General features: G+C 72.8%; 9 protein-coding genes. 7 read left to right on the forward strand and 2 right to left on the reverse strand.

Going from position 1 to position 12677, the window contains the following annotated elements; all coding sequences use genetic code 11:
• Nucleotides 1-266: 266 nt before the first annotated feature.
• Together AB0H21_RS00005 and AB0H21_RS00010 are read left to right on the forward strand one after the other, a co-directional pair.
• A complete protein-coding gene (locus AB0H21_RS00005; protein WP_358509073.1) occupies nucleotides 267-1826 on the forward strand; it encodes an aromatic amino acid ammonia-lyase in 1560 nt (519 codons plus the stop codon).
• Between the two features lie 363 nt (nucleotides 1827-2189).
• Nucleotides 2190-3251 carry an acyltransferase gene (locus AB0H21_RS00010; RefSeq protein ID WP_358509076.1) on the forward strand — a complete coding sequence of 354 codons (1062 nt, stop codon included), beginning with the start codon at nucleotides 2190-2192 and terminating at the stop codon, nucleotides 3249-3251.
• Nucleotides 3252-3329: 78 nt separating this feature from the next.
• Here the strand turns inward: AB0H21_RS00010 and AB0H21_RS00015 are convergent, their stop codons facing one another.
• The gene (locus tag AB0H21_RS00015) at nucleotides 3330-5501 is read right to left on the reverse strand and encodes an ATP-dependent RecD-like DNA helicase (protein ID WP_358509079.1); all 2172 of its coding nucleotides are present in this window, start codon (nucleotides 5499-5501) and stop codon (nucleotides 3330-3332) included.
• 122 nt (nucleotides 5502-5623) lie between these two features.
• The gene (locus tag AB0H21_RS00020) at nucleotides 5624-6991 is read right to left on the reverse strand and encodes an SWIM zinc finger family protein (protein ID WP_358509082.1); all 1368 of its coding nucleotides are present in this window, start codon (nucleotides 6989-6991) and stop codon (nucleotides 5624-5626) included.
• A 74-nt stretch (nucleotides 6992-7065) separates the two neighbouring features.
• Between AB0H21_RS00020 and AB0H21_RS00025 the strand changes: the two genes are divergently transcribed.
• The 5 genes from AB0H21_RS00025 to AB0H21_RS00045 all read left to right on the forward strand — a co-directional run bounded on the left by AB0H21_RS00025 (nucleotide 7066) and on the right by AB0H21_RS00045 (nucleotide 12604).
• Nucleotides 7066-7902, forward strand: coding sequence for a M55 family metallopeptidase (locus tag AB0H21_RS00025; RefSeq protein WP_358509085.1), 837 nt, complete (start codon nucleotides 7066-7068; stop codon nucleotides 7900-7902).
• A gap of 8 nt (nucleotides 7903-7910) precedes the next feature.
• A complete protein-coding gene (locus AB0H21_RS00030; protein ID WP_358509088.1) occupies nucleotides 7911-8120 on the forward strand; it encodes a DUF885 family protein in 210 nt (69 codons plus the stop codon).
• 171 nt (nucleotides 8121-8291) lie between these two features.
• On the forward strand, nucleotides 8292-10262 hold the full coding sequence (locus tag AB0H21_RS00035) for a S9 family peptidase (RefSeq protein WP_358509090.1): 1971 nt from the start codon (nucleotides 8292-8294) through the stop codon (nucleotides 10260-10262).
• Between the two features lie 110 nt (nucleotides 10263-10372).
• On the forward strand, nucleotides 10373-11683 hold the full coding sequence (locus tag AB0H21_RS00040) for an FAD-binding oxidoreductase (protein WP_358509093.1): 1311 nt from the start codon (nucleotides 10373-10375) through the stop codon (nucleotides 11681-11683).
• Nucleotides 11684-11824: 141 nt separating this feature from the next.
• On the forward strand, nucleotides 11825-12604 hold the full coding sequence (locus AB0H21_RS00045; RefSeq protein ID WP_358509096.1) for a DUF72 domain-containing protein: 780 nt from the start codon (nucleotides 11825-11827) through the stop codon (nucleotides 12602-12604).
• The last annotated feature ends 73 nt before the right edge of the window (nucleotides 12605-12677 follow it).

A 12677-nucleotide genomic window follows, 5' to 3' on the forward strand; every position in this document is an offset into this window, starting at 1 on the left:
CCGACGCTCTTCCGATCTCGGGGCGATACCCATCGCCCCGGGCCGCTCCCCGCCCGCCGGCCCCCGCGGGTGCCGGTCTCGCACAGGGTCATGAGCATCAGCCGTGGTTAGGTCCCCGGACCGTAGCGGCGTTCGCGTGGGCATTTTGCCGGAGATTATCTGTCTTGCGGGCGCTGGGGCGCTTCGTAGAGGATTGCGGCTGCTCGCGTCCTCCTCCCCGGAAGCACCCGTTCGAGGCTAGTAGCGTGGGCGCTGAGGGGCTTCTCATGGCGTCGCCGATCATCCTGGACGGGGTCCGGACCCGGCCGGCGGACATCGCGGACATCGCCATCGCCGGCGCACGCGTGTCCCTGGACCCGGGCGGGCTCGACCGCGCCCTGGCGTCGTACAAGGCCGCCAAAGAGATCGCCGCGCGGCGTCCCGTCTACGGCCGCACCACCGGGGTCGGCGCCAACCGCACCGAGGCCGTCGCGGCGGGCGAGGAGGACGTCCACGGCCTGCGCCTCCTGCGCAGCCACGCGGGCGGCATCGGCCCCCGGGAGCCGGACGTCCACGTGCGCGCGATGCTCGCCGTCCGGGCCAACCAGATCCTCGCCGGCGGGGCCGGGCTGCGGCCCGCCTTCGCCGAGGCGCTGGCGCGGGCCCTGAACTCGGGGAACCTGCCGGAGATCCGCGAGGTCGGCGCCATCGGCACGGGAGATCTCACCGCGCTGGCCGAGACCGGGCTCACGTTGATCGGCGAGCGGCCCTGGGCGGTGCACCCCATGCCCGCCCCAGCCCGGACGGGCGAACCCCACCCTCAGGGCGGGGAGGGCGGCGCCCCGCCGCCTGCGGAGCCCACCGCCCGCCGTCACACCGGGCCACTGCGGCGAAGCGCTCCCCCGGAGCCGCTGAGGCTCGAGGCCGGGGACGCGCTCGCCTTCTGCAGTAGCAGCGCCATGACCATCGGCCAGGCCGCCCTCGCCTGGTCGGAGATCGCCACCCTGCTGCGGGCCGCGGGGGCGACCGCAGCGCTGTCCCTGTTCGCCGTCGACGGCGGCACCGAGCCCTACGACGCGCGCGTGCACGCCGGGCGTCCCCATCCCGGGGCCGTCGCGGCGGCCGCCGAGATGCGGCGCCTGCTCGGCGGCCCGCGCGCGACGCCCTCCCGCGTGCAGGACCCGTTCGGGTACCGCTGCCTCCCCCAGGTCCACGGCGCGGCGACGGAGGCTGCGGACGCGCTCGAACGCGTCCTTGGCGTCGAGATCAACGCCGCCGCGGAGAATCCTCTCTTTTCGGCGGCCGGCGGCACCGTCCACCACCACGGCGGGTTCCACCAGGCCGCGCTCGGGCTCGCGCTCGACCACCTGCGCCTGGCGCTGCTCCAGGCCGCGCACCTCTCGGCGGCGCGCCTGGCCACCCTCATGGAGCCCGGGTACACCGGCCTGCGTCCCTTCCTCGCCGGCGACGCGCCCGCCGCCTCGGGCGCGATGATCCTGGAGTACTCGGCGAACTCGGCGCTGGCCCGGCTGCGCGGCGCCGCGCAGCCGGCCTCACTCGGGCACGCCGTCCTGTCGCGCGGCATGGAGGACCACGCGAGCTTCGCCCCCCAGTCGGCCCGCCAGACCCTCGACGCGGCCGGGTGCTACCGGCTCGTCCTCGCCTGCGAGCTGGTCGCGGCGGTACGGGCCCTGCGCCTGCGCGGGACCGCCCCCGGGCCGTCCACGCCGGCCGGCGCGGCGTTCGCCCTGGCGGCGGCCCGGCTCGACCCGCGCGACGAGGACCGCCCCCTGGGCTCGGACGTCGACACCGCCGCGCACCTCCTCGACACCCTCGCCGTACTCTGAGACCGCGCCCTGACACCGTGCTCTGAGACCGGACCGCTGTCAGGCGGCGTAACCCCAAGCCGGAGATTTGCCTCCTGACCGGACGAACTACAGTTTCCTCCGCCGGGCAACCCGCGGTCACCGTCATGCATACGGAAGGGCGGGCGCCGCACGAGCGCCCGGCCGGAGGTCACGCCGTCCGGGAATCCAGGCCGGGCGGCCCATGGAGAACCCGCGCGCGTGCGGCCACCCCACCGAGCAGGAACGGACGGAACCAGCGACGTGACCCGAGCGACACTGCCGCCGGCACCGGAACCACGCCCGGCCACCGAACCCGACGGCATACGCGCGCCCACCGGGCCGCCGGCACCGCCGCACGATCGAATGCGCGCCCTGGACGGCCTGCGCATCCTCGCCGCGCTGATGGTCTGCCTCTACCACTACTCGGGCAGAAGTGGCCAGATCACCCACATGTGGGGCCAATCCCCGAAGGAACTGTTCCCCGCCGCCCTGTGGCAGGCCACCTCCTACGGCAGCCTCGGCGTGCAGATCTTCTTCGTCATCAGCGGCTTCGTCATCTGCATGAGCGGCTGGGGACGTACGGTCGGCGACTTCTTCCGCTCGCGGGTCGCCCGCCTCTACCCCGCGTACTGGGCGGCCATCGTCGTGGTCACCGCCGCGTGCGTGATCATGCCGTCCGTCAGCGAGCCGCTGCGCCCGCACGAGATCCTCGTGAACCTGACCATGCTCCAGCAGCCGACGGGCGTGAATCGGGTGCTCGGAGTGTGCTGGACGCTGTGGATCGAGGCGCGGTTCTACGTGCTCTTCGCCGTCTTCGTCCTGTGGAAGGGCGCGACCTACCGGCGCGTGGTGATCTTCTGCGGCGGGTGGACGATCGCCACCGCCCTGGCCCAGGTCGCGGACAACCGGCTCGTCAGCGAGATCGTGATGCAGGACAGCGCGCCGTTCTTCATCGGCGGCCTCGCGCTCTACCTGATCCACCGGTACGGCGGCGACCTGCTGCTGTGGGGCATCGTGGCCGTGTCCTGGGCGCTCGGGCAGTACTACGCGACCATCACGCTGTGGGATCCGGAGGTGACCAAGGTCTTCTACGTGCGCTCGCCGTACGTGATCCTGCTCGTCGTCACCTTCGCGTTCGCGTCCGTGGCGGTCGTGGCGCTCGGGTGGGCGCGGTGGGCCGACTGGCGCTGGCTGACGTTCGCCGGCGCGCTCACCTACCCGTTCTACCTCGTGCACGAGCACCTCGGCTGGTTCGCGATCACCGTGCTGCACCGCGGGCTCCACCTCGGCGCGGTCCCGACGCTGCTCGCCTCGATCGCCTCGATGCTAACGGTCGCCTGGCTCATCCACCGCCTGGTGGAGAAGCCCCTCGGCCCAAGACTCAAACACGCCCTGAAACGCGCCGCCCTACGCTTGCGTCCCTGACAACACGCCGCCCACGCCGGCGACGGTGGTCACGGGAGATCCGGTGGCCGGGGGGTGGTCGAGGGGGTGGCCGGCTGGTCAGGAGGTCAGGCTGATGGCGAGGCGGGCGGTCAGGCCGGTGTTCCTGCGGTTGCCGAGACGGTGGACCGCAGCCTCCAGGGCGTCGCGGCGTCCGACCAGGACCACCCACGCCTTGGCCCGGGTCACCAGCGTGTAGAGCAGCCTGCGGCGCAGCATCACTCCCCCGGCGTCGGCGACGATCGGCGCGACCACGAACGGGTACTCGCTGCCCTGCGAGCGGTGGACGCTGATCGCGTAGGCGTGCGTCAGCTCGTCCAGCTCGCCGAAGGTGTACGTCACGGTCTCGCCGTCGTCCGTGCGGATCTCGATCTGGCGCTCCTGCGGATCGACCGCCGTGACGGTCGCCGTCTCGCCGTTGAACACGCCCTTGTCGTAGTTGTTGCGAATCGGCATGACCCGGTCGCCCACCCGGAACACCGACGGCCCCGACCAGTGCTCGGCCACACCCTCGCGGGCGGGGTTCAGCCGCTCCTGCAGCCTGCGGCCGAGCTCGCCGGTCCCCGTCGGGCCCTTGCGCATCGGGCACAGCACCTGCACCTGATCCGGGCCGATGTTCTGCTTGCGCGGAATCGCCACCGTCGCCAGATGGACGACCCTCTCTGCCACCTGCTCGGCGTCGTCGAGCTCCTCGAACCAGAAGCCGCCCCGGCCCGGCAGCACGGGCAGCTCGCCGGCCCGGATGCGGTGAGCGGACTGGACGATGCCGCTGTCCTGCGCCTGCCGGAAGACGCGGGTCAGCCGGATGCGCGGAATCTGATCGACCCGCAGCAGGTCGGCGAGGACGCTACCCGGCCCGATGCTCGGAAGCTGGTCGCTGTCGCCCACCAGGAGCAGATGGGCGCCCTCAGGGATGATCGACGTGAGCCGGGTGGCGAGCTGCAGATCGAGCATCGACGCCTCGTCCACCACGACCAGGTCGGCGTCGGCCGGGGACTGCTGGAACAGCGCGCCGTCGTCGCGGTCGGCCTGCTGGGCGAGCATGCGGTGGACGGTCATCGCGGGCATGCCGGTGAGCTCCGACAGGCGCTTGGCCGCCTTGCCCGTCGGGGCGGTGAGCGTCACCCTGCCTCCCATCGCGCGCACGGTCGCCGCGATCACCTTGAGCGTGTGGCTCTTGCCGCAGCCGGGACCGCCGGTCAGGATCGAGACCGTGCTGGTCAGGGCCAGGTTCACCGCCACGCGCTGGTCCTCGTGGAGCCCTTCGTCCTCTGCGTAGGGGCGGTGCGGCATCGTGGAGCGGGCCCGCAGCAGCCGGGTCAGGTTCGCCGTCAGGGCGACCTCGCGGCCGTGGTGCTCCTTGGAGTACACCACCACCTGGCCGTGCCCGGCGGGCGAGGCCTCGACGACGACCCGGCGGTCGGCGGCCAGCGCGTCCACGGCCCGGCGGATCAGCTCCTCGTCCTGCTCCACGAGGGCGACGGCCGCGGCGACGAGGACGGGCAGGGGCAGGTAGCAGTGCCCGTCGCGGGCGGCCGCGGCGTCCAGCCGGTCCGCGACCGCCGCCTTCATGCGCTGGGGGCTCGTCTCCGGCACGCCTGAGCGCAGCGCGATGCGGTCGGCGGTGTGGAAGGCGATGCCCCTGACCCGGCCGATCAGCCGGTACGGGTCGGAGGTCAGAACCTCGCGCGCCTCGTCGCCGTACACCTGGTAGATCTTCGCCGCGAGCAGCGGGCTCACGCCGAAGCCCTGCAGGACGACCATCAGCGCGGCGACCGCCTTCTGCTCGGCCCACGCCTCGACGATCTGCGCCTGCCGCGCGACGCCGATGTTCACGACCTCCGTGAGGCGCTCCGGCTCGGTGTCGATAACCGTCAGCGTCCGCTCGCCGAAGTGTTCGACGATGGCCTGGGCGAGCCTCGGGCCGATGCCGCGGATCAGGCCCGAGCCCAGGTAGAGCGCGATGGCGGGCACGGTGGAGGGGACCACCCGCTCGCAGTGCCTGACCACCAGGCGGCCGCCGTGACGCGGGTGCTCCTCCCACTCACCCGCCAGCCGCAGCGTCTCGCCCGGCTGCACCCCGGCCAGCGCGCGCCCCGAGGCCACGAACACCGGCCGCGACTCGGCGCTCATCCGCGCGACGGTGTACTCGTCCTCGCGAACGTACACCAGCCGCTCGACCGCCCCCTCCACCTCGACCAGCCCCGACTCCGACACCACAGAGCCTTTCATCGGATCGGCCGAAGGTCTCATGAGCACGCCCACCGTGCACTCCCCGGGTAATGTGCGCCACCTCCTCGCACACTAGCGCCCCCTTCCGACACACCCATCCCCCTCGGCCCCAAGCCCCACGCCTAGGACAACGCGGGTTCGGCCGCATCCGAGGTGGCCGCCGAGCGGGTGGTGATGCGGGTGGCCAGGACGTGTTTGCAGGGGCCGCGGGAGCCGCGGTGGTCGAACCACCAGGGGCAGGTGCACGAGCCCTGTTCCAGCCCGACCTCGTAGACCCCTCCGGCCGTGGTCACCTGGGCCGTGCCGGGGCCGGTGAGGCGGACGGCGCCCGCCTCCACCAGGGCCCGGGCGGCGGACAGGCGGGGGTTCAGGGTCTCGACGTGCTCGCGGTCGTAGGGCAGCTCGCGGTGGAAGTGGCCGGCCTCGGCGAGGTCGTAGCCGACCCTGCCCGCGGTGCCGAGCTGGGTGAGCGCGGCGCGGACGCGGGCGGGGGTGAGGCCCGACCGGTCTGCCAGCAGCCCGATCTCGACGGAGGGTTCGAAGTTGAGCAGCATGCCGATCACGTCGGCGTCGGCCTCGGCGTCGTCGCCGGACAGGTCGTCCAGCACCGCGCCCTCGCCGGAGAACCCCCTCCAGGCCTGCGGGGACAGGACCAGGGTGTACCGCATGCCGGGCAGTTCGAGCTCCCAGGCGCTGGAGGCGGCACGGTCGTGGACGGCCGGGCCGTACACGCGCAGCGCCTTGGCGAAGCGCAGCAAGGGGTGGAGGGTGGCCAGCCGCCCGACCCCGGCCAGGCACACCGCGCCGGGTGCGGGACCGTCGGTGACCCGCAGGTCGCGGCCCGACGGGACCACCCACACGTTCGCCGAGGCCTTCTTCGGCAGGCCGCGCAGAAAGCGGACGGCCGGCATCCCGGCGAGCTCCGCCCGCAGGTCGAACCCGGCCGCGATCACCTGGACCTCGGCGAACCCGCGCAGCCACCGCTCCGGCAGCGGCACCTTCTTCTCGATCACCGCGCCGTCCATCGTGGTGACGGCGAGCTCGTCGGCTCCGACCCCGAGGTGCAACGGATCGCGCCCGCCGACCCGGGCCAGCGCCTCGCGCAGCGGGCCGTTGACGTCGACGTTGGTGGTGCCGCGGTCGAAGACCTCGCCGTCGAGCGCGCCGCCCAGCAGGTCGAGCCGCGCGTACACCCCGCCGCAGGCCGAGAACGATTCCAGCCGGAGCCGCTCGCCGTCGCAGGTGATCACGGGATCGCGCGAGAAGCCGCCTCCGCCCGCGCGGGGCTGGTGGTAGCGCGCGAGCGCCACGTCGGCCAGGGCGAGCAGCCCGTGGGCGGCGGGGGCCGCCTGGGTCACCACCCCGCTGAAGAACCTGGGGCGGCCGATGAGGCCGGTGGCGGTGCGCCCGCCCGAGGTGGACAACCCCAACTGATCCCCCACCAGCGTGGAGGGCCCGGCGTAGGAGTACGCCTGCACTGTGCTCGTCATGCCAGGAACCGTAAAGATCGCCTCCGACAAAAACCCGGGGCAGCGGCGACGGGTGACGGGTATTGTGCGCTGACATGAAGGTCCTCATCTCCATCGACATGGAGGGCGTCGCCGGTGTCGCGACCCTCGACCAGATCTACCGCGGCGGCAGCGGCTACCCGCGTGCGATGGAGCTGATGACCGAGGAGGCGAACGCCGCGATCGTGGGCGCGTTCGCCGGCGGTGCGACCGAGGTGGTCGTGGACGACAGCCACGGGACCATGGACAACCTGCTGCACGCGCGGCTCGACCCCCGGGCGCGGGTCACCTTCGGCACGCCGCGCGCGCAGTGCATGGTGCAAGGCGTCGACGCCGAGACCGATGTCGTGCTGTTCGTCGGCTACCACGCCCCCGCCGGTTGCCACGGTGTGCTCGCCCATACGTACGCGGGCTTCACCTCGGTGCGCATCAACGGGGTCGAGCAGAGCGAGGCCTCGGCGAACGCGATCATCTGTGCGGCACACGGGGTGCCGGTGGGCATGGTCACCGGTGACGACGTGATCTGTGCGCAGGCCCGGGAGCTCTTCCCCTCGGCGGAGGTCGTCGAGGTCAAGCAGGCGGACGGCTTCGCGGCGGCGACGTCGGTGCACCCCGAGGTGGCGCAGGACCTCATCCGGGCCGCGGCCGAGCGGGCGGTCCGCGACGCGGCGCAACTGCCGCGACCCGAGGCGCCGGCGTACCTGGTCCTCGAGCTCGACTTCCCCACGCCCTTGCACGCCGACTTCGTCGCGCTGTGCCCGGGCTTCGAGCGCGTGTCCGGCATGACCGTTCGTGCCTCGTTCTCGGACGCGCAGGAGCTGGCGCCGGCCATCTCGGCGGCCTTCTACCTGATGTCGATCGCGGCCGGCCAGTTCGCGGCGGGTCGTCGCTAGCCGGGCGTGTGGTCGCGCGGAGGCTGCTGCTTGAGCAGCAACCGGCCTACCTGATCGGCCGTCTTCGCATCGAACATCTCCGCGACCGAGCCGCACGCGAACTCGGAACCCGGTTCACCATCAAGGACTTCCACCACCACGTTCTCGCCAATGGCGCCGTTCCCTTGGAAACGCTCGACGACATCATCGAGCGCTGGATCGAACGAACAACCGGCTGACCAGTGTCCTAGCCAGGTGTCCCGCACCCAGGAACGAGGCCCGGGCGACAGTTGTCGCTCCGCGGTGACCGAACACTCGGCAATCGTCTGATGTGCCCTGCAGTGCCGCGGCGCGAAAATTCCTCTCGACCACCTTCCCCGTCTGACCGGATCCGCAGGAAGGAAGACATCATGGAAGACCTGGAGACCACAGCGGCCTATCGGAAGGTCACGGACCACCTGCGGGCCCTGCACGAACCGGCGTTCGGCCGTCCGCACGCGCTCCGGGAGCCGCACGTGACCCGCGACGGCGGGCGCGTGGTGGTGACCGGTGCGGTGCTCGACGAGCTGACCGGGCTGCCCAGGACCGTGGTGTACGCCGCGGAGGACGGGGAACTCCGCGCGGTGTCCGCGGGGCGGGGATCGGCGCGGTGGGCGCGGTTCTCCCCCGACGGCGGCATGCTCGCGTTCCTTTCCGACCGCCGTGAGGCCGGCGTGTTCCAGCTGCACCTGCTCGGGGACGGCCGGCTGGGCGAGGCGCTGCCCGCGCCCGAGGTGCCCGGAACCGTGGAGTACGCCCACTGGTCACCCGACGGCCGCGAGATCCTGCTCGGCGTCGCCGGGCTCGGCGCGGAGCTGTCCGGCGGCCAGGGCTCGGGCACGAACGCGAAGCGGGAGCGGGACAAACCGTCGTGGTTCCCGGAGGTCGACGACGGCACCGACGACGCGGCCTGGCGCAGCCTGTGGGTCTACACCGTGGCCACCAACGCCCTGACCCGCTTGTCGCCGGAGGGCCTCAACTGCTGGGAAGCCGGGTGGTGCGGGCGGCAGGTCGTCGCGATCTCGTCCGACGCGCCGGGAGAGGACGCGTGGTACACCGCGCAGCTCAACCTGATCGACTCCGGCGGCGAGGTGCGGAAGCTGCTCGGCAGTCCCGTCCAGCTGGGCCTGCCGGCCGGTTCGCCGGACGGGACCCGGGTGGCGGTGGTCGAGGCCGTGTGCAGTGACCGCTGGGCGGTCGCCGGGGATCTGCTGCTCGTCGACCCGGCCACCGGCGCGGTGCAGCGGATCGATACCGAGGGCACGGACGTCACGCAGGTCGAATGGCTCGACGCGAACCGGCTCGGCTATCTCGGGCAGCGCCGGCTCGATTCGGTCGCCGGGATCCTCGACGTGCCCGGCGGGAAGGCCCGTGAGGTGTTCGCCACCGAGTTGTCCTGCAGCGGCGGCACCTTCTACGCGCACGGCGCGTTCACCTCGGACGGCCGGGTGCTGACCGTGCAGGATGGCTATGAGCTGCCGCCGCAACTCGTGCTCACCGGGGAGGACGGCCGGGAGGTGCTCGCCTCGGCGGCGCATCCGGGCACCGACTACCTCCGCTCGGTCGCCGGCACGGCGGAGGCCGTGACCTGGACCGCGCCGGACGGACTGGAGATCGACGGGATCCTGTGCCGCCCGGCGGGGGAGGGACCGTTCCCGCTGGTGGTCGACATCCACGGCGGGCCGATCTGGGCCTTCCAGAACTGCTGGTCGATGCGGCTCCCGTGGGTGCCGCTGCTGGTCGCGCAGGGGTATGCGGTGCTGAGCCCCAATCCCCGTGGCAGCAGCGGCCGGGGACAGGACTTCACCGGCCGCGTGGTCGGGGATATGGGCGGCGACGACACCCACGACTTCCTGTCCGGCATCGACGCGCTGGTCGAGCGCGGCATCGCCGACAGCGCGCGGATCGGCCTGATCGGCGCCAGCTACGGCGGGTTCATGTCGTCCTGGCTGGTCACCCAGGACCGCCGGTTCGCCGCCGCGGTCCCGATCTCCCCGGTCACCGACTGGTACAGCCAGAGCTTCACGAGCAACATCTCGGCCTGGGGCAACCGGTTCCTCGACGCCGACCCCGAGCAGCCGGGCAGCAGGGCGCACACGCGCAGCCCGGTGCTGCACGCGAGCAAGGTCCGCACCCCTTGCCTGAACGTGGCCGGCGCGCTCGACCGCTGCACGCCACCGGGCCAGGCCCGGGAGTTCCACCAGGCCCTGCTCGCCCACGGCGTGCCCTCGGTGCTGGTGATCTACCCGGAGGAAGGCCACGGCGTGCGGGCGTTCCCCGCGCAGATCGACTTCCTCGCGCGGGCCCTGCAGTGGTTCGACCGGTACATGCCCGCCTCGTGACCCCGGGCGAGGGAAGCCATTCCTCTCGGGTGTGAACACGCGAGGTTCCTGGCTAGATGGCGCTGAAGTGGTCCCGTGAGGGCACGAGAATCGCAGGGAGGACGTGAGCCATGAGCCCGGAAGTCAGCGCGGATGCCGTGGTGGTCGGCGCGGGCGTGATCGGATCGGCGATCGCGCTGGAGCTGGCCAAGACAGCCCGCCGGGTCGTCGTCGTGGACCGCGCGGGCGGGGCCGGGCAGGGCTCCACGAGCGCGTCGAGTGCGGTGGTGCGGTACAACTTCTCCACCCTCGCCGGGGTCGCGGCCGCGTGGGAATCGTACTTCTGCTGGTCGGCGTGGGCCGAGCACCTCGGCCACGACGTCGGTGACCTGGCCCGGTTCGAGCGCAGCGGCCTGGTCATGCTCGACGTGGCGGCGGCCCCGCGGTCGGCCTGGCTGCCGTTGTTCGACCAGGTCGGTGTCCCGTACGAGGAATGGGACGCGGCCACGCTCGCCGACCGGGTGCCGGGCATCGATCCGGGCCGGTACTGGCCGCCGAAGCGCATCGACGACGACCGGTTCTGGGCGGACCCGGATGACGCCCTCGGCGGGGTCTACACCCCGGACGCCGGGTACATCACCGATCCCCAGCTGGCGGCGCAGAACCTCGCCGCCGCGGCGGTCGCGGAAGGTGCCGAGTTCCGCTTCCGCAGCACGGTGACCGCGGTCGAATCCGCCGATGGCCGCGTGACCGCGGTCGTGCTCGCGGACGGCACGAAGATTTCCGCACCGATCGTGGTGAACGCCGCGGGCCCGTGGTCGGGCAAGCTGAACGCGCTGGCCGGCGTCGGCTCGGACTTCACCGTCGGCGTGCGGCCGATGCGGCAGGAGGTCGCGCACGTCCTCGCGCCCGAGGGCTACCACCCGGCCGGTGGGGTCGGGCCGGCGATCGCCGACATGGACCTGGGCACGTACTTCCGCGGCGAGGTCGGCGGCGGGCTGCTCGTGGGCGGCACCGAGCCGGAATGCGATCCGTTCGAGTGGCTCGACGACCCCGACGACGCGAACCTCAACCCGACGATGGCGGTCTTCGAAGCCCAGGTGACGCGGGCGGCGCGGCGACTGCCCGGGCTGCGGATGCCGAACCGGGCCCGTGGCGTGGTGGGTGTCTACGACGTCGCCGACGACTGGACCCCGATCTACGACCGGACCGACCTCGGCGGCTTCTACGTCGCGATCGGCACCAGCGGCAACCAGTTCAAGAACGCCCCGGTGGTCGGCCGGCTGATGGCAACGCTGATCGAGCAGGTCGAGGCGGGCGCCGACCACGACCGCGAACCCGTGCGGTACAAGGGCGTGCACACCGGACTGGCCGTCGACCTCGGCGGTTTCTCCCGCAAGCGCGAGCGCAATGCCGGCAGCTCCGGCACGGTGATGGGCTGACCGTCCGCCGCCGGTCACGCAGCGTGCGGGGTGGGTTCGCTCGGTCGGGTGAGCGCGCCTCCGCCGGGAGCCGGTGTGAACCCCCTGTCCGGGGGCATGGCCAGCCGTAGGAGAGACCCCGATCCGGGAGGCTGAGCTCTCATGCTGATCGTCGGGACGTCCGGATGGCAGTACGCGCACTGGCGCGAGGTCCTGTACCCGACCGGGCTGCCGCAGCGGCTGTGGCTGGAGCGGTACGCCGAGTGCTTCGACGCCGTCGAGAACAACAACGCGTTCTACCGGCTGCCCGCGAGGGAGACGTTCGAGGGCTGGCGCGACCGCACCCCCGGCCACTTCGTCATGGCCGTCAAGGCGAGCCGCTTCCTGACCCACATCAAGAGGCTCAAGGACCCGGCGGAGCCGGTGGAGAGGCTGATGGAGGCCGCCGGGGGTCTCGGCGGCAAGCTCGGACCGATCCTGCTCCAGCTTCCCCCCACCCTGCGCGCCGACCCCGAGCGGCTGGACGCCTGCCTGCGCCGCTTCCCGTCCGGTACCCGTGTGGCCGTCGAACCGCGCCACCCCTCGTGGTGGACGGACGGGGTGCGCGACGTCCTCGCCGCCCGGGGCGCCGCCCTGTGCTGGGCGGACGTCCTGGGCAGGCCCGTGACCCCGCTGTGGCGCACCACCGACTGGGGGTACCTGCGCCTCCACCAGGGCCGCGCCCGCCTGTGGCCCTCGTACGGCGAGACGTCCCTGCGCTCCTGGGTGCACCGCCTCGGCGAGCAGTGGGACGCGGCGGAGGACGTCCACGTCTATTTCAACAACGACCCGAACGGCGCGGCCGTCCGCGACGCCACGCGCTTCGCCGCCCTGGCCCGCGCCGAGGGCCGTCCGGTGACCCGCACCCCGGAGGGCGTCCCCGCTGTGCCCGCCCGGTCATAACGCCCCGTCCGCCAAGCTCGACGCGCAGCGCTCCGGGAACGCCCGAGGGCGCCCAGTGGTCACCTGGGCGCCC

This window comes from Sphaerisporangium sp. NPDC051011 (assembly GCF_040653595.1).
Taxonomy (GTDB): Bacteria; Actinomycetota; Actinomycetes; order Streptosporangiales; family Streptosporangiaceae; genus Sphaerisporangium.